The following is a 17555-nucleotide window of genomic DNA, read 5'->3' on the forward strand; positions in this document are numbered from 1 at the left end:
TCATCATCACAGCTGAAGGAAGAACTATGCCCACCTCAGATATCAAAGCGACCCTGTCGTTCTCCGACGGTACGCCCGCCCTGGATTTCCCCGTCTACAAGGGCACTATCGGTCCCGATGTCATTGACATCCGCAAATTGTACGGCGCTACCGGCAAGTTCACCTATGACCCGGGTTTCATGTCGACAGCGGCATGTAATTCCTCGATCACCTATATTGACGGCGACAAGGGCGAGCTGCTGTATCGCGGCTATCCGATCGAACAATTGGCGGTCAACTGCGACTTCCTGGAAACCTGTTACCTGCTGCTGCACGGCGAACTGCCGACAGCGACGCAAAAAGAAGCATTTGTCGGCACCGTGACTCAGCACACTATGGTGCATGAGCAAATGAACTTCTTCTTCCGCGGTTTTCGTCGCGACGCTCACCCGATGGCTGTCCTGACCGGTTCGGTCGGTGCGTTGTCGGCGTTCTACCATGACTCGCTGGACATCAGCAATCCCGTGCATCGCGATGTCTCGGCAATCCGCATGATCGCCAAGCTGCCGACGCTTGTCGCCATGGCGTATAAGTACAACATCGGCCAACCGTTCGTGTATCCTCGCAACGACCTGTCGTACAGCGCCAACTTCATGCGCATGATGTTCGCCAACCCATGCGAAGAGTACAAGGTCAATGAAGTGCTGGTGCGCGCGCTGGATCGTATTTTGATTCTGCATGCGGACCATGAGCAAAATGCATCGACATCGACCGTGCGCCTGGCCGGTTCGTCGGGCGCGAATCCGTTCGCCTGTATCGCTGCCGGTATCGCTTGCCTGTGGGGGCCTGCCCACGGTGGCGCCAATGAAGCCGCATTGAACATGCTGGAGCAAATCGGTTCGGTCGACAAGATTCCTGAGTTCATCAAGCAGGTCAAGGACAAGAACTCCGGCGTCAAGCTGATGGGCTTCGGTCACCGCGTCTACAAGAACTACGATCCGCGTGCCAAGCTCATGCGCGAAACCTGCTACGAAGTGCTCAATGAACTGGGTTTGCACGACGACCCGCTGTTCAAGCTGGCCATGGAGCTGGAAAAAATCGCGCTGGAAGACGACTACTTCGTGTCACGCAAACTGTACCCGAACGTCGATTTCTACTCGGGCATCGTGCAACGTGCGCTGGGCATCCCAACATCGATGTTCACCTGCATTTTTGCGATGGCGCGCACTGTGGGCTGGATTGCCCAGTGGAACGAAATGATCTCCGATCCGGAACAAAAGATCGGTCGTCCACGCCAGTTGTTCGTCGGTTCCCCGAAGCGCGACGTTCCGGCCATCGACAAGCGCGGTTGAGCGACATGGTTGATGGCCGTGCGTGAGGCGTGGTCATCAAGCTGTCATCAAGCCGGTGTAAGTTGCCGGGCGGCCATGGCATTGCTTTTCGCCGACGGCAACAAATAGCAACAAATAAAAAAGCGAATCTTGAGGATTCGCTTTTTTATTGGAAAGAAGGATATATAATTCGGGCTATGCTGACTGGATAACGAAAAAAGTTCAGGTAGACATGGTCCTTCCCCCACAACTTGATGTGCAATCCGCTAACCGGTCAGGCCGTGTCGCGGAAGGTTAGATTAACCCGCTAATCTCGCGAAACGCGAAGAAAGGTGAGCAAGAAATGACACAGCTCTACGAGCAATACAATCTTAATTCCTACCTTTTTGGTGGAAATGCGCCGTACCTGGAAGAACTGTACGAGGCGTACCTCAATAATCCCGGATCCGTACCAGACAATTGGCGTGCTTATTTCGACGCGGTGCAGCACGTGCCTGCAGCCGATGGGTCCAATCGTCCTGACGTTGCCCATGCACCGGTGATCGCTTCGTTTGCAGAGCGTGCCAAGCAAGGTCCGATCCGCACAGTCGTCGCTTCCGCCGATGCCGAAATGGGGCGCAAGCGCGTCGCCGCCACACAATTGATCGCCGGTTATCGCGATCTCGGTTCACGTTACGCCAACCTCGATCCGCTGCAACGCCAGGAGCGTCCAAGCATTCCTGAACTGGAGCCAAGCTTCTATGGCTTCAGCGATTCCGATATGGACATCGTGTTCAATATCAGCAATACCTATTTCGGCGGCGAAACCGCCTCCCTGCGTGATCTGCTGCAATCGTTGCGCGACACCTACTGCCGTTCGATCGGCGCCGAATTCACCTACATCAGCGACCCGGCCGAAGTGCGCTGGATCCAGGAGCGTCTCGAGCCGACACGCGCATTGCCGAAGTTCACCGCTGAAAAGAAAAAGCACATCCTCGACCGCCTGACTGCGGCTGAAGGCCTGGAGCGTTATCTCCATACCAAATACGTCGGCCAAAAACGTTTCTCGCTGGAAGGCGGCGAGAGCTTCATCGCCTCCCTGGATGAAACCATCCAGCGCGCCGGCGAAAAGGGCGTCCAGGAAATCGTCATCGGCATGGCCCACCGCGGCCGTCTGAACGTGCTGGTCAACACCCTGGGCAAGACCCCGCAAGAACTGTTTTCCGAGTTCGAAGGCCATCACGCCGACGATCTGCCGGCGGGCGACGTCAAGTACCACCAAGGTTTCTCCTCTGACATCAGCACCCCGGGCGGCCCAGTCCATCTGTCGCTGGCGTTCAACCCGTCCCACCTGGAAATTGTCAACCCTGTGGTTGAAGGTTCGGTCAAGGCGCGCATGGAACGCCGCGGCGACAAGGATGGTTCGCAAGTGCTGCCTATCCTGGTCCACGGCGATGCGGCATTCGCAGGCCAGGGAGTTGTGATGGAAACCCTGAACCTGGCGCAGACTCGCGGTTACGGTACCGGCGGCACAGTGCACATCGTGATCAATAACCAGATCGGCTTCACCACTTCCGATCCACGCGACTCCCGTTCGACGCTGTATTGCTCGGACGTGGTCAAGATGATCGAAGCGCCTGTGCTGCACGTCAACGGCGACGATCCTGAAGCCGTCGTGTTCGCGACCCAGATCGCTGTCGACTACCGTATGCTGTTCAAGAAAGACATCGTTGTTGACATCATCTGCTTCCGTAAACTTGGCCACAATGAGCAAGATACGCCGGCACTGACTCAGCCGCTGATGTACAAGAAGATCGCGCAACATCCTGGCACACGCAAGCTGTACGCCGAGAAGCTGGCTGCCCAGGGCACCATCCCGGCTGATGGCGGCGATGCCATGGTCAAGGCCTATCGCGATGCGATGGATGCCGGCAAGCATACGGTCGATCCGGTCATCACCAACTTCAAGAGCAAGTACGCCGTCGACTGGCTGCCGTTCCTGAACCGCAAGTGGACCGACGCTGCCGATACTGCGGTGCCGCTGGCGGAACTGAAGCGCCTGGCGACACGTATCACAACGATTCCCGACGGCTTCAAGGCGCACGCGCTGGTCGAAAAGGTCATCAACGACCGCGCCGCCATGGGCCGTGGCGATCTGAACCTCGACTGGGGCATGGGCGAACATCTGGCATATGCTTCGCTGGTAGCGTCCGGCTATGCCGTTCGTCTGACCGGCCAGGATGCGGGCCGCGGCACTTTCGTTCACCGTCATGCCGTCTTGCACGATCAAAACCGCGAGCGTTGGGATGCTGGCACTTACATCCCTCTGCAAAACGTCGCCGAGAACCAATCGCCGTTCACCGTCATCGACTCAGTCCTGTCGGAAGAAGCGGTGCTCGGTTTCGAATATGGCTACTCGACTGCGGAACCGAACACGCTGACCATCTGGGAAGCGCAATTCGGCGACTTCGCCAACGGTGCGCAAGTGGTTATCGACCAGTTCATCAGCTCCGGCGAAGTGAAGTGGGGCCGTGCTTCCGGTCTGGTGCTGATGCTTCCGCACGGCTACGAAGGCCAAGGTCCCGAGCACTCGTCGGCACGTCTGGAACGTTATCTCCAACTGTGCGCGGACAACAACATGCAAGTTGTCCAGCCGACTACCGCTGCGCAGATTTTCCATCTGTTGCGTCGTCAGATGATCCGTCTGTTCCGCAAGCCGCTGATCATCATGACGCCGAAGTCGCTGCTGCGTAACAAGGATGCGGGTTCACCGCTGTCCGAACTGGCCAAGGGTTCGTTCCAGACCGTCATTCCTGAACAGGACGACAAGATCGACGCCAAGAAGGTCAAGCGCGTCGTCGCCTGCTCGGGCAAGGTCTACTACGATCTGGTCAACGCCCGCAAGGAACGCGGACAAACCGACACCGCGATCATTCGTCTGGAACAACTGTATCCGTTCCCGCATAAGGCATTTGCCGCTGCGCTCAAGCAATTCCCGAACTTCCAGGAATTGGTCTGGACGCAAGACGAGCCGCAAAACCAGGGCGCATGGCTGCAAATCCAGCACAACATTTTTGAAAATCTGACTGACGGTCAAAAGCTTGCCTATGCAGGTCGTCCAGCCAGCGCATCGCCAGCGGTCGGCTATTACGACAAGCACTATGCGCAACAAAAGGCGCTGATCGACACCGCGTTTTCCAAGCTCAAGGGCTTTGTCCTGACCAAGTAAGCAGACTTGCACGGCGCGCATTGCGAGGGCGATGCGCGCTGATGTTTATTGAATAACCCGAATCGGAGAAGTTACATGGCACAAATCGAAGTAAAAGTCCCGCAATTATCAGAATCCGTTGCAGAAGCGACGCTGCTGCAATGGCATAAAAAAGTGGGCGAAGCCGTCGCGCGCGACGAGAATCTGATCGATGTCGAAACCGACAAGGTCGTGCTGGAACTGCCAGCCCCTGAGGCCGGCGTGATCACCCAAATCATCAAGGCCGACGGTTCCACAGTGGTCGCCGGTGAAGTCATCGCGATCCTGGATACCGACGCTTCGGCGCAAGTGAGCCCGCTGGAAGTCAAGGCTGCTCCTGCACCGCAAAGCACCAACGAACCGACACCGGTTGCTGCGCCTGAACTGGCCAACAAATCCGACGTCGCCATGCCGGCCGCCGCCAAGATCCTGGCTGACAACAACATGTCGACATCGCAAGTGTCGGGTACAGGCAAGGACGGTCGCGTCACCAAGGGCGACGTGCTGGCATCCCTGGCTACGCCGAAGGCCGCCGCTCCTGCCGCCGCCGCTGTAAAACCTGCGCTGCAACAAGTCGCTGCTCCGGGCAAGCCAAGCCTGGAAAACCGCCCGGAAGAACGCGTGCCGATGAGCCGTCTGCGTGCCCGCGTTGCAGAACGTCTGCTGCAATCGCAAGCAACCAACGCCATCCTGACGACATTCAACGAAGTCAACATGCAACCTGTGTTGGACCTGCGCGCCAAGTACAAGGACAAGTTCGAGAAAGAGCATGGCGTCAAGCTGGGCTTCATGTCTTTCTTCGTCAAGGCAGTGGTTCATGCACTGAAGAAGTACCCGATCGTCAACGCTTCGGTTGACGGCAATGACATCGTCTACCACGGCTATTTCGACATCGGCGTCGCCGTCGGTTCCCCGCGCGGCCTGGTGGTTCCGGTCCTGCGCGATGCAGACCAGATGTCGATCGCCGACATCGAAAAGAAGATCGGCGAATTCGGTCAGAAAGCCAAAGATGGCAAGCTGTCCATCGAAGAACTGACCGGCGGCACCTTTACCGTGTCCAACGGCGGCACCTTCGGTTCGATGCTGTCGACGCCTATCATCAACCCGCCGCAATCCGCGATTCTGGGCATTCACGCCACCAAGGATCGCGCCGTGGTGGAAAACGGCCAGATCGTGATTCGTCCGATGAACTACTTCGCGATGTCCTATGACCATCGCATCATCGACGGCCGCGAAGCCGTCCTGAGTTTGGTGGCTATCAAGGAAGCGTTGGAAGATCCGGCCCGCCTCCTCCTGGACCTGTAATACGAATGGCCGTTGATCAAGCTACTGCGCAACTCAATCTCGGCGCTGTGATGCTCGCCGTACAACCGTACGGCTGCGTTTCTCGCACCGACCTTGAGTTGCTCGCTACGCTTGCTCAACGGCCACAGAGCCGGCTAGGCGCTGAACTTCGGTGTTCAGCGCTTTTTTTGTCTCCGCGGGTCTAATGGTTCGCGCACAACGAATTAGGAATAAAACATGAGTAAAAATTTTGACGTGGTCGTCATCGGCGGCGGCCCTGGTGGTTACATCGCTGCAATCCGCGCAGCACAACTGGGTTTCAACACCGCATGCATCGACGAATGGAAAAACGAAAAGGGCGGCCCCGCACCGGGTGGTACTTGTACCAACGTCGGCTGCATTCCTTCCAAGGCGCTGCTGCAGTCGTCGGAGCATTATGAGCACGCCGGCCACGCCTTTGCTGAACACGGCATCGAAGTCAAAGGCCTGGGCCTGAACCTGGCGCAAATGCTGGGTCGCAAGAATTCCGTCGTCAAGCAAAATAACGACGGCATCCTGTACCTGTTCAAGAAGAACAAGGTTACCTTCTTCCACGGTCGCGGCAGCTTCGTCAAGGGCGATGCCAACGGCTACGAAATCAAGGTCGCCGGGGCCGCCGAGGAATCGATCGTCGCCAAGCACGTCGTGGTCGCCACCGGCTCCAATGCGCGCGCCTTGCCGGGCGCACCGTTCGACGAAGAGCTGATCCTGTCGAACACCGGCGCACTGGCCATTACCGAAGTACCGAAGAAGCTGGGTGTGATTGGTGCGGGTGTGATCGGCCTGGAAATGGGTTCGGTCTGGCGTCGTCTGGGAGCGGAAGTCACTGTGCTGGAAGCGCTGCCGACTTTCCTCGGTGCAGTCGATGAGCAAATCGCCAAGGAAGCGCAGAAACTGTTGGCCAAGCAAGGCCTGACAGTGAATCTGGGCGTCAAGATCGGCGACATCAAGGCGGGCAAGAAAGATGTCTCGGTCGAATATACCGACAACAAGGGCGGTGCGCAAAAGGCCGTGTTCGACAAATTGATCATCTCGATCGGCCGTACCCCGAACACCACGGGCCTGAATGCCGAAGGCATCGGCCTGAAGCTGGACGAGCGCGGTTTCATCGCCGTCGACGGCGACTGCAAGACCAACTTGCCGAACGTGTGGGCGGTGGGCGACGTCGTACGCGGCCCGATGCTGGCGCACAAGGCTGAAGAGGAAGGCGTTGCCGTTGCCGAGCGTATCGCGGGCCAGCACGGTCACGTTAACTTCAACACGATTCCCTGGGTCATCTACACATCGCCGGAAATCGCATGGGTCGGCAAGACCGAGCAACAATTGAAGGCGGACGGCATTGCTTACAAAGCCGGTACATTCCCGTTCCTGGCCAACGGTCGTGCACGCGCGCTGGGCGATACATCTGGCATGGTCAAGTTCCTGGCTGACGCCAAGACTGACGAAATCCTCGGCGTGCATATCGTCGGTCCAATGGCATCGGAGTTGATTGCCGAAGCCGTCGTGGCAATGGAGTTCCGGGCTTCCGCGGAAGACATCGCACGTATCTGCCACGCTCATCCGTCGCTGTCCGAAGCGACCAAGGAAGCAGCGCTGGCCGTCGACAAACGCGCGTTGAACTTCTGATGAAGCGAGTTTGCCATTACCGGTAAACTCCGATCACTATCGATGGGCGAGCCTGGCTCGCCCATTTTTCTTTCAGTTGTAAAAGTTCATTGCGGATAGCGCTCCAAAAGTGCGTTATCTGCAGAAGATTGCCGCTTCTCCGGATGCCGGACGAGGCGAATTAAAATAAAGATCAGTCATGGATGTCCGCGAATTCTACGATCACGCGCTAAGCGAGCGTGGCTTCAAATCCGACGAGGCGCAGCAACGCGCGATCGATCGCCTGCAGCGTGCTTATGAAGAGTGGATAGCGTTCAAGTCGCAACGCTCCAGCACCTTCAAACGCATGATCAATCGCCCAGATGTGCCGCGCGGCGTGTATATGTGGGGCGGGGTGGGACGCGGAAAGTCCTTTCTGATGGATAGCTTCTATTCGGTGGTGCCGGTGGTGCGCAAGACGCGCCTGCATTTTCACGAATTCATGCGCGACGTGCATCGCCAGCTTGACGGACTCAAGGGCATCGCCAATCCGCTGGACGAAGTCGCGCGCCGCATTGCCAAGAAATATCGTCTGATCTGTTTCGACGAATTCCACGTATCGGACATCGCCGACGCCATGATCCTGTACAACCTGCTCAAAGGATTGTTCGACAATGGCGTGTCGTTCGTGATGACCTCGAACTACAAGCCTGACACGCTGTATCCGGACGGTCTGCACCGTGACCGCATGTTGCCGACCATACAATTGCTTAACGATAGACTTGACGTGATGAACATCGACGCCGGTGTCGATTACCGCAAGCGCGCGCTGGAGCAGGTCAAGATTTATCATACTCCGCTCAATGCCAAGACCGACAGCGCGCTGCGCGATGCGTTTGCCAGCGTTGCCGAAACCGCCGATGAAGATCCGCACGTGCATATCGAAGCACGCGAGATTCGCGCCTTGCGTCGCGCAGGCAGCGCGATCTGGTTTGATTTCGCGACCTTGTGCGGCGGGCCGCGCTCGCAGAACGATTATCTGGAGATCGCCAGCCGGTTCCAGACCGTCATCTTGTCGGGCATTCCGCGCATGTCGGCAGCGATGTCTTCGGAGGCGCGCCGTTTTACCTGGTTGATCGACGTGTTCTACGACCACAAGGTCAAGCTGATCATGTCGGCGGAAGTCGAGCCGGAGGAGCTTTATACCGAAGGCACGTTGGCAAATGAATTCCACCGCACGGTTTCACGTATCATTGAAATGCAATCGCGCGAGTATATGGATTCCGAACGACGTCTTGCCGCCGATAAGCTTGCTTGATTATGGATAAGGGTTACATGCAATTATTTTTTGAAAGAATACGTCGCCAATCCGTTGCCGCGCTGGTGTTTGCTGCGGCAGGGCTGGCCTTGCTGCTGCCGGCGGTAGCGATCGCGGAACCGGCGCGCTACGGCTCGCCGGACAAGCCGCCATTCAACGAACGTTATCCTTCCGGCTCGATTCATTCGGTCGATTATGCCGATGAAGTACTGGCCGAGGCCGACAAGGAGCGCACGATCATCGAGGATCAGTACATTGACGAGCAACGCGGCTGCTACAAAAAATTCTTCGTGTCGTCCTGCCTGGAAGACGCCAAGGAGCGTAATCGCGTCGCCGTCAAGCAGGTGCGGGATGTTGAAGTCGAAGCCAATGCCTACAAGCGCCAGGCCAAGGCCGATGATCGCGACAAGGCTCTGGCGGAACAGCGCGCGAAGGATGAGCAGGATGTTGCGCGGCGCGCCAAGGAACAACAGGAAAGGGATGCCGCCGCGGTCAGAAAGATACGGGAAAGCACCGTCAAGGAGCAGCAGGTCAAGGATCGTGAGCGCCAGACCGAAGGTCAGGCCGATTTGCGCGTGAAGTCGCACGAAGCTCAGCTTCGCAAGACCGAGGCGGAAGAGGCAGCCAAGGCGCCGCAACGCAGTGCCAACGAGCGTGCCTACAAGGAAAAGGTGAAAGAAGCCGAAGCGCACCGCAAGGACGTGGAAGAGAAGAAAGCTGAAAAGGCGCGCGAACGTGCCGCCAAGCAACAACAGGCGCCTGCCGCTGCCGGCCAGACTCCCGCGACGCCGGAAACCGCCCAGCCGAAGTAGGAACTCGGCCCCGGGGCTTGGTCGACAATGATTGTTCACCCGCGGCAGGTGGATTACACTGTTTCTTTCCTTGGCAGCGGCTTTTGCAGTCTTCAGTTTTGCAGCCGCTCGCCGTTTTGTAATAGAAGCCATATGACAATGACGCACCGCGAAGATATACAACGCCGTATTATCGAACTGGAAGTGGAGCATCGCGATCTGGACGCCGTGATCGACTTGCTGTCGCGCGAGGTGCGTCATGAGGAATTACAATTGCGTCGTTTGAAGAAGCGCAAGCTGCAATTGAAAGATCATATCATGTTGCTTAAAATGCAACTTATCCCCGATATCCCCGCCTGACGCGCCAGGCGCGACCAGTCGTCCATTTCGTTCAAACAGCTATCCCGAGGACGGCGCTTGCCTGAACGGTCGGCGCCAATGGCAGGGCACGTAGGCGCATGGCGATTTTTGTTTCGGTTTTAACCTCTTTACAGGCATGAGTCAGTGAGTTCCATCGAAGATACCGCAGCGCCCGTTCCACATGGTATCCATGATGCCGAGGTTGAGCAGCTTTTCGGCGCCGGAGGCCCGCTTGGCGGGCAGGTCGGCAGCTATCGTCCGCGCCATTCCCAGACAGAAATGGCCAAGGCCATCGCCGATGCGATTGCCGGCCAGCGCACCCTGATCGCCGAAGCCGGCACCGGCACCGGCAAGACTTTCGCATATCTGGTTCCGGCGCTGCTATGGGGCGGCAAGGTGATCGTCTCCACCGGCACCAAGAACTTGCAGGACCAGCTTTTTCTGCGCGACATTCCTACCGTGCGCAAGGCCTTGAGCGCACCCGTGTCGGTGGCGTTGCTGAAGGGGCGTTCCAACTACGTCTGCCATTTCCATCTTGAGCGCACGCTGCAGAACGGCCGTATGACGTCGCGCGACGACGTCGGCTACCTGCGCGAAATTTCACGCTTTATGAAAACCACATCGTCGGGCGACAAGGCCGAGTTGTCCAAAGTGCCGGAAACTGCGCCGATCTGGAATCTCGTGACCTCGACGCGCGACACTTGCTTCGGCGCCGAGTGTCAGTATTACCAGGACTGCTTCGTCATGAAGGCGCGCAAGGAAGCGCAGCAAGCCGACGTGGTGGTGGTCAATCATCATTTGTTCTTTGCCGACGTTGCGCTCAAGGACACCGGCGTCGCCGAGTTGCTGCCGACCGCCAATACTGTGATCTTCGACGAAGCACATCAGTTGCCGGAGACGGCGACGATGTTCTTTGGCGACACCGTGTCGACGTCGCAGGTGCTGGAACTGTGTCGCGACGTGCTGGCCGAAGGACTTTCTCATGCGCGCGACGGTGCCGACTGGGCCAAGGTGGTGGCGCCGGTCGAGCGCGCCGCGCGCGATCTGCGCCTGGCTTTTCCAGAAGACATCGTGCGTTTGGCGGTCAACCAGATCGCGCCGTCGAGCGTGTTTTTCCCATCGTTGGAAACGCTGCGCAACAATATGGACGACATGATCGCTGTACTGGAAAAGCAAGCCGAGCGCGCCGAAACCATCGAGCAGTGCCGCACGCGCGCGATCGAATTGGCGCACCAGTTGGCGAACTGGAACGGCGCGCAGGACAAGGCTTCCGACGAAGAAGGGCAGACCTATGTGTTGTGGGTGGAGGCATTCACGTCTTCTCTGCAACTGCATCGCACGCCGTTATCCATCGCGCCGATTTTCAACAAGCAGCGGGAAGGCGTGCCGCGCGCATGGATTTTTACTTCGGCGACGCTGGCGGTGAAAAACGACTTTCATCATTACACTTCGCAGATGGGTTTGTGGGACGAGCCGGCGCAATCGTGGCCGAGCCCGTTCAATTATGAGCAGCAAGGCTTGCTGTATGTGCCGAACAATCTGCCGCAGCCGAATTCCTATGAGTACACCGATGCCGTGATCGACGCCGCGCTGCCGGCAATCGTTGCCGCCGGCGGTCGTACCTTCCTGCTGTGTACAACGATACGCGCCGTCAACCGCGCGGCGGAGCGCTTGCGCGAAGAGTTCGAGCAGCGTGGCCTGCCGTTCCCGCTGATGGTGCAGGGCGAGGCAGGGCGCACCGAATTGCTGGACCGCTTCCGCGCGGCCGGCAATGGCGTGCTGATCGGTAGTCAGAGTTTCTGGGAGGGCGTCGACGTGCGCGGCGACGCGCTTTCCTTGGTGATCATCGACAAGCTGCCGTTTTCGCCGCCGGACGATCCGGTGCTGGCGGCGCGGATTGCCGAGCTGGAGAAAAAGGGCCTGAATGGTTTCATGCATCACCAGTTGCCTGCGGCGATCATCAACCTGAAGCAGGGCGCCGGCCGCCTGATTCGCGACGAGAGCGACCGCGGCGTGCTGATGATCTGCGATCCCCGGCTGATCTCGAAAGGATATGGACGCCGGATCTGGCAAAGCCTGCCACCGTTCAAGCGCACACGGGAGATTGGCATGGTCGAAGATTTCTTTGCCCGGCGCGCCGAGCTGGCGGCGGCTTCCAGCGAGAGCTGACTCTTGCTCGTCGATGTGAAGGGCGTTGCGGAGCAATCCGTCAGGATGCCGTCAGCGAAACAGGCTGAGAGCATTGCCTGGCGCAGCTTCGTTGCAACGTTTCGGAAATGCCGCAAATTTTGGATTGCGTAGCTGCATTTCTCTCCGAATCCGGCAAGTCGCTTCGGGTAAAATGACGGGATGAAAATTCTTATCAGCAACGACGACGGCTACCTTGCTCCAGGCATCATTGCGCTGGCCGACGCCTTGTCCGTCATCGCCGAGATCACGGTGGTTGCGCCCGATAGCAACCGTTCGGGCAGTTCCAATTCACTGACGCTGGATCGGCCGCTATGGGTTGAACGCGCCGGCAACGGTTTTTACTATCTCAACGGCACGCCATCCGATTGCGTGCACGTCGCCCTGACTGGTTTGCTGCCGGAGCGTCCGGATCTGATCGTCTCCGGTATCAACCAGGGCCAGAATATGGGCGACGACACGCTGTATTCCGGTACGGTGGCCGCAGCGACGGAAGGTTTTCTGTTCGGCATTCCCGCTATCGCGTTTTCGCAATTGCATAAGGGCTGGGAACATCTCGACAGTGCAGCGCGCATCGCTCGCGAAGTCGTCGAGCGCCACTTCGATGCGCTCGACCAGCCTTATCTGCTCAACGTCAATATTCCCAACTTGCCGTATGGAGAATTGAAGCCTGGCGTTGCCACGCGCCTGGGCAAGCGTCATATGTCGGAACCGGTCTACAAGATGCGTGACCCGCATGGCAAGGATATTTACTGGATCGGGCCGGCGGGCGGCGTCAAGGATGCCGGCGAGGGCACCGATTTTCATGCGACGGCGCAAGGACATGTATCGATCACGCCGTTGCAGATCGATTTGACACACACGGGGCAATTGGCCAACCTCAAGAAGGCGCTCGCATGACCGGTAAGTCGAGCCGCTTTCCCTTGCCTTTGTCTTCTGTCGTGGAGAAGAAAGGCACAGCGGCGTCGCACGTTCCCAGCCGTTCGCCCGAGCAGTCTTCCGCACCCGTGCGCAAGGTGGTGACGCCGCAGACGGCCACGCGGAACGCAGCGCAGGATTCAGGCCGGCAAGCCGCCAAGGCGCAGGCAGCGCAGTTTGTTCAGCCTGTCGGGAAGTCTGCGTCGCGGGCAACGTTGCCGATGCCGGCGGCTGCTTCGACTAGGGCGGCGCCGCTGGTTTCCGAAGCGGTCCGCAAAGCCATGGCGGTGCGGGTGGCCAAGCAGGGCGTCAGCGATCCCAAAGTGCTGGCGGCGATGGAAGCGGTGCCGCGCCATATGTTCATGGAGCCGGCGCTGGCCAGCCAGGCTTATATCGACGCCTCGTTGCCGATCGGACATCACCAGACCATTTCCCAGCCTTATATCGTGGCGCGCATGATAGAGATCATGCGCGACAACAACAAGGGCAAGGTCTTGGAGCGGGTGCTGGAAATCGGCACCGGTTGCGGCTATCAGGCGGCCGTGCTGTCGCTGGTGGCCAAGGAAGTGTATTCGATCGAGCGCATCAAGCCTTTGCATGAACTGGCCAAGACCAATTTGCGGCCACTGCGTATTGCCAACATCCGCTTGCATTACGGAGATGGTATGCTAGGCCTGCCGCAGGTCGCGCCGTTCGACGGCATCATCTTGGCGGCCGCAGGACTGGAAGTGCCCCAGGCTCTGCTGGAACAGATGGCGATCGGCGGGCGCCTGGTGGCGCCGGTCGGAGGGCGTCAGCAAATGTTGCAGCTCATTGAGCGTATCGGCAAGTTCGAATGGACCAGCGAAACCTTGGAAGAATGTCATTTTGTGCCTTTGCGTCCGGGCACGGTGTAACAAGAAATAAAATAAGCAACTCAGAATATGGCAGCAGGCTGGTCTTTCAGCCTTGCTTGTCCCGATGAACTTCTCGTGCAGGGCGCGGGTCAACGTTATCGTTGTACATAATTAATGTAATGAGCATGAAAAAAAATCGTCTGGTGTGGTTGGGGATTGCCGTGAGTCTGCTTGCAGGATGTTCTACTACGCCGCGCACTGCTGCTCCTGTGGTCGAGCGTACAACCAGCGCGGCCAAGCCTGCAGCAGACGCCGCCAAGACAGCAGCAGTTGTGCCGCCGGCGCGTCCGGATGGCAAAGGTTACTACACGGTGAAGAAGGGCGACACACTGTACCGTATTGCCCTGGAGTCGGGACAAAATTACCGCGATATCGTGGCTTGGAACAACCTGACCAATGCGAACGATATCAAGGTCGACCAGGTGTTGCGTGTGGTGCCGCCTGATGGCGTGCAGACTGGCGCCGTGGCGACGACGACGACTTCGGGTATTGAAGTGAAACCGTTGGGCTCGGCGCCGGCAGCTAATGGCGTAGCGGCAAGTTCAGGTGCCAGCGGCGGCAACAAGACCGGTCCGCGCGGCGACAAGCGCGCGTATTCGGACAGTACATTGGCGGAACTGGAGAAGCCAGATGCGGCGCCCTCCAGCGCGCCTGCCGCTATTGCTGCACCGGCGGCCAACGGCGTGCAAGCGCCGGTCAAGGTCGAATCGGCGCATCCTGCCGATAAGCCTGCAGCAGCAGCGCCGGCAGCCGATGACGAAGCGGTATCGTGGATGTGGCCGGCGGAAGGCAAAGTGGTCGGTACTTTCGATGGCGGCAAGAAGGGCGTCGACATCGCCGGTAAGAGCGGGCAGCCGGTGCTGGCGGCGGGCGCCGGCAAGGTCATGTATGCCGGCAGTGGCATTCGCGGCTACGGCAATCTGGTGATCGTTAAGCATACGAACAATCTCTTGTCGGCCTATGCGCACAACAAGACGATATTGGTGAAGGAAGGGCAAGCTGTTACCAAGGGACAGAAGATTGCCGAGATGGGGAATTCCGATAGCGACAGCGTCAAGCTGCACTTCGAGATTCGCCAGCAGGGCAAACCTGTTGATCCGTCGAAATACCTGCCACCACGTTAGCGTATGAGTCCAAGCCCTCGCAATCACCTGCCAGACGAAGAATCCCGATCGGACGACCCGGTCGAGCCATTGGATGCCGATGATGACCTGGAAGTGATTGAGGAGGGAGAGTCGGTCGATCGCGATGAAGAAGTCGTTGTTGCCGTTGAGGGCGTCGAAGAATTGAAGAAGGTGCTCGCCGCCGAACTTTCCACCGACACCACCCAGCATTACCTCAACCAGATCGGCACGCGGCCGTTGTTGACTGCGTCGGAAGAGCTGTATTTCGCTACGCTGGCCAAGCAGGGCGATTTCATTTCCCGCCAAAAAATGATCGAGCATAACCTGCGTCTGGTGGTGTCGATCGCCAAGCATTACATCAATCGCGGCGTTGCCTTGCTCGACCTGATCGAGGAAGGCAACCTGGGCCTCATGCGCGCCATCGACAAGTTCGAACCCGAGCGCGGCTTCCGTTTTTCTACGTATGCGACCTGGTGGATACGCCAAAGCATAGAGCGCGCCATCATGAACCAGGCGCGCACCGTGCGCTTGCCTGTACACATGGTGCGCGAGCTCAACCAGATCCTGCGCGCTAAATATCACTTGGAGGCGCAACAGCATAACGGCCGCGAAGCCACGGCGGAAGACATTGCCCATCTGGTTGACCGGCCGGTCGAAGACGTACAGGACGTGCTGACCTTGTCCGAGCATGCCGCATCGCTCGATACGCCGCTCGACAACGATCCTCAGGCCAGCATGATTGACCTGTTGCCGGGCTCGCTCGATGAAAATCCCGACGCCCAGGCCGAATGCCATGAAATGTCGCTGCTGATCCGGGATTGGCTCAAGAACTTGCCGGACAAGCAAAGAATCGTCATCACCAGGCGTTTCGGCCTCGACAACGACGACCCCTCCACTCTGGAGCAACTGGCGACCGAGATGGGGATCACCCGCGAACGTGTACGCCAGGTCCAGCAAGAAGCCCTGATCAAGCTCAAACGCAGCCTGATCGCGCGCGGTGTGAGCAAGGACGCGTTGTTTTAGGCGGCGGTTTAACTTCCCTCCGGTCCCGGTATCGCGGACAATAGCGGTTTTGATTTTTCCGGCTGCCACGGCGGTCGCATCTATTTGTTTCTATGCAGCAAAATATCATCGATATCAAGGCCCTCGACATGGACGGGCGCGGCGTCGGTCATCTGGCGAACGAGGACGGCACCCAAGGCAAAGTGATTTTCGTCGAAGGCGCCTTGCCGGGCGAGCGGGTGAGCTTCCAGTCTTTCCGCAAGAAGCCCAAATGGGAAGCCGCCACCATGACGCAGTTGTATCGGGAGTCATCCTTGCGCGTCAAGCCGCAGTGCGAATATTTCGGGGTTTGCGGCGGCTGCGCCATGCAGCATCTGGAGTCTTCAGCGCAGGTAGCCATGAAGCAGCGCGTGCTCGAAGACAATCTCTGGCATCTCGGTAAGCTCAAAGCGGAAACCATGTTGCGCCCGATTTACGGGCCGACTTGGGGCTATCGCTATCGCGCACGGATTTCGGTTAAGAATGTCGTCAAGAAGGGCACGGTGCTGGTCGGTTTCCATGAAAAGAAATCACCTTTCGTCAGCGACATGAAAACCTGCGTAATCCTGCCGCCGAACGTATCGGCGATGCTGGTACCGCTGCGCCAGTTGATCGGCTCGCTGTCGATCATCGACCGGTTGCCGCAGATCGAATTGGCAATCGGCGAGGGCGATGGCGGCGAGAAAACGACAGTGATGGTCTTGCGCGTGATGGCTCCGCCGAGCGCCGAGGATGAGGTCAAACTGAAAGCTTTCGCCGACCAACATAAGGTCGAATGGTGGCTGCAACCCAAAGGCCCGGACACGGCCTATCCTTACTATCCGCCGCAGTCGACCCTGCATTACACCTTGCCGGAGTTCGGTATCCGTATGCCGTTCAAACCGACCGATTTCACTCAGGTCAATCATCAGATCAATCGTGTGTTGGTGGCAAGGGCGCTGCGTCTGCTCGATGTGCAGCCGCATGACCGCGTGGCCGATCTATTTTGCGGGCTGGGCAATTTCACTTTGCCGATCGCGACGCTGGCAAAGGAAGTGGTCGGCATTGAGGGCAGCACGGCATTGACAGAGCGCGCTGCCGAGAACGCCAAGATCAATCAGGTGGCGGAGAAAACCGCTTTCCATTGCCGCAACCTGTTCGAGGCGACCGTCGAAGACTTTATTGCGCTCGGCAAATTTGACCGCATGCTGATCGATCCGCCGCGCGAAGGCGCTTTGGAGGTCTGCAAGGCGATCGCCGGGCTTGGCGGAAGTCATGCCTATCTGAAGCCTAAACGCATCGTCTACGTGTCATGCAATCCGGCGACATTGGCGCGCGATGCCGGAGAGCTGGTAAGTGCCGGCGGTTATCGCCTGAAGCTGGCAGGAGTCGTTAATATGTTCCCCCATACGGCGCATGTGGAATCGATCGCGGTATTCGATTTGCCGGACTGAAACGCCTTGCTCAATAAAAAGCCGACCCGGAGGTCGGCTTTTCG

13 protein-coding genes are annotated in these 17555 nt (G+C 58.3%); all 13 read left to right on the forward strand.

Translation table 11 applies throughout. From position 1 onward, the window contains the following. Window positions 1-26: 26 nt before the first annotated feature. The 13 genes from gltA to rlmD all read left to right on the forward strand — a co-directional run bounded on the left by gltA (window position 27) and on the right by rlmD (window position 17511). Window positions 27-1331 carry a citrate synthase gene (gene gltA, locus RV1423_RS14085; protein ID WP_034297651.1) on the forward strand — a complete coding sequence of 435 codons (1305 nt, stop codon included), beginning with the start codon at window positions 27-29 and terminating at the stop codon, window positions 1329-1331. Window positions 1332-1653: 322 nt separating this feature from the next. Then, entirely contained in the window at window positions 1654-4518 is a 2865-nt protein-coding gene (locus tag RV1423_RS14090; RefSeq protein ID WP_034297654.1) for a 2-oxoglutarate dehydrogenase E1 component, read from the forward strand. A gap of 75 nt (window positions 4519-4593) precedes the next feature. Next, a complete protein-coding gene (gene odhB / locus RV1423_RS14095; protein ID WP_034297656.1) occupies window positions 4594-5841 on the forward strand; it encodes a 2-oxoglutarate dehydrogenase complex dihydrolipoyllysine-residue succinyltransferase in 1248 nt (415 codons plus the stop codon). 216 nt (window positions 5842-6057) lie between these two features. Further along, entirely contained in the window at window positions 6058-7485 is a 1428-nt protein-coding gene (gene lpdA, locus RV1423_RS14100; protein ID WP_034297659.1) for a dihydrolipoyl dehydrogenase, read from the forward strand. A gap of 178 nt (window positions 7486-7663) precedes the next feature. Then, window positions 7664-8761, forward strand: a complete 1098-nt coding sequence (gene zapE / locus RV1423_RS14105) for a cell division protein ZapE (protein WP_034297662.1) — start codon at window positions 7664-7666, stop codon at window positions 8759-8761. A gap of 17 nt (window positions 8762-8778) precedes the next feature. Next, window positions 8779-9573, forward strand: coding sequence for a hypothetical protein (locus tag RV1423_RS14110; RefSeq protein WP_034297788.1), 795 nt, complete (start codon window positions 8779-8781; stop codon window positions 9571-9573). Between the two features lie 132 nt (window positions 9574-9705). Further along, window positions 9706-9912 carry a YdcH family protein gene (locus tag RV1423_RS14115; protein ID WP_081768826.1) on the forward strand — a complete coding sequence of 69 codons (207 nt, stop codon included), beginning with the start codon at window positions 9706-9708 and terminating at the stop codon, window positions 9910-9912. 144 nt (window positions 9913-10056) lie between these two features. Next, window positions 10057-12081 carry an ATP-dependent DNA helicase gene (locus tag RV1423_RS14120; RefSeq protein ID WP_034297666.1) on the forward strand — a complete coding sequence of 675 codons (2025 nt, stop codon included), beginning with the start codon at window positions 10057-10059 and terminating at the stop codon, window positions 12079-12081. Window positions 12082-12261: 180 nt separating this feature from the next. Then, window positions 12262-12999, forward strand: a complete 738-nt coding sequence (gene surE, locus RV1423_RS14125; RefSeq protein ID WP_034297668.1) for a 5'/3'-nucleotidase SurE — start codon at window positions 12262-12264, stop codon at window positions 12997-12999. Beyond that, on the forward strand, window positions 12996-13913 hold the full coding sequence (locus RV1423_RS14130; RefSeq protein ID WP_034297671.1) for a protein-L-isoaspartate(D-aspartate) O-methyltransferase: 918 nt from the start codon (window positions 12996-12998) through the stop codon (window positions 13911-13913). The genes surE and RV1423_RS14130 overlap by 4 nt, the downstream gene beginning before the upstream one ends. A 125-nt stretch (window positions 13914-14038) precedes the next feature. Further along, on the forward strand, window positions 14039-15037 hold the full coding sequence (locus RV1423_RS14135) for a peptidoglycan DD-metalloendopeptidase family protein (protein ID WP_034297673.1): 999 nt from the start codon (window positions 14039-14041) through the stop codon (window positions 15035-15037). A gap of 3 nt (window positions 15038-15040) precedes the next feature. Beyond that, complete coding sequence (gene rpoS / locus RV1423_RS14140) at window positions 15041-16060, forward strand: RNA polymerase sigma factor RpoS (RefSeq protein WP_034297675.1); 1020 nt, start codon at window positions 15041-15043, stop codon at window positions 16058-16060. 92 nt (window positions 16061-16152) lie between these two features. Next, window positions 16153-17511, forward strand: a complete 1359-nt coding sequence (rlmD, locus tag RV1423_RS14145) for a 23S rRNA (uracil(1939)-C(5))-methyltransferase RlmD (protein WP_034297678.1) — start codon at window positions 16153-16155, stop codon at window positions 17509-17511. The last annotated feature ends 44 nt before the right edge of the window (window positions 17512-17555 follow it).

The sequence above is a fragment of the Herbaspirillum sp. RV1423 genome (genome assembly GCF_000577615.1).
Taxonomy (GTDB): Bacteria; Pseudomonadota; Gammaproteobacteria; order Burkholderiales; family Burkholderiaceae_D; genus Herbaspirillum.

Coding starts and splice junctions, on each gene's coding strand:
- gltA (WP_034297651.1), top strand. CDS start 27: ATGCCCACCTCAGATATCAAAGCGACCCTGTCGTTCTCCGACGGTACG.
- RV1423_RS14090 (WP_034297654.1), top strand. CDS start 1,654: ATGACACAGCTCTACGAGCAATACAATCTTAATTCCTACCTTTTTGGT.
- odhB (WP_034297656.1), top strand. CDS start 4,594: ATGGCACAAATCGAAGTAAAAGTCCCGCAATTATCAGAATCCGTTGCA.
- lpdA (WP_034297659.1), top strand. CDS start 6,058: ATGAGTAAAAATTTTGACGTGGTCGTCATCGGCGGCGGCCCTGGTGGT.
- zapE (WP_034297662.1), top strand. CDS start 7,664: ATGGATGTCCGCGAATTCTACGATCACGCGCTAAGCGAGCGTGGCTTC.
- RV1423_RS14110 (WP_034297788.1), top strand. CDS start 8,779: ATGCAATTATTTTTTGAAAGAATACGTCGCCAATCCGTTGCCGCGCTG.
- RV1423_RS14115 (WP_081768826.1), top strand. CDS start 9,706: ATGACAATGACGCACCGCGAAGATATACAACGCCGTATTATCGAACTG.
- surE (WP_034297668.1), top strand. CDS start 12,262: ATGAAAATTCTTATCAGCAACGACGACGGCTACCTTGCTCCAGGCATC.
- RV1423_RS14130 (WP_034297671.1), top strand. CDS start 12,996: ATGACCGGTAAGTCGAGCCGCTTTCCCTTGCCTTTGTCTTCTGTCGTG.
- RV1423_RS14135 (WP_034297673.1), top strand. CDS start 14,039: ATGAAAAAAAATCGTCTGGTGTGGTTGGGGATTGCCGTGAGTCTGCTT.
- rpoS (WP_034297675.1), top strand. CDS start 15,041: ATGAGTCCAAGCCCTCGCAATCACCTGCCAGACGAAGAATCCCGATCG.
- rlmD (WP_034297678.1), top strand. CDS start 16,153: ATGCAGCAAAATATCATCGATATCAAGGCCCTCGACATGGACGGGCGC.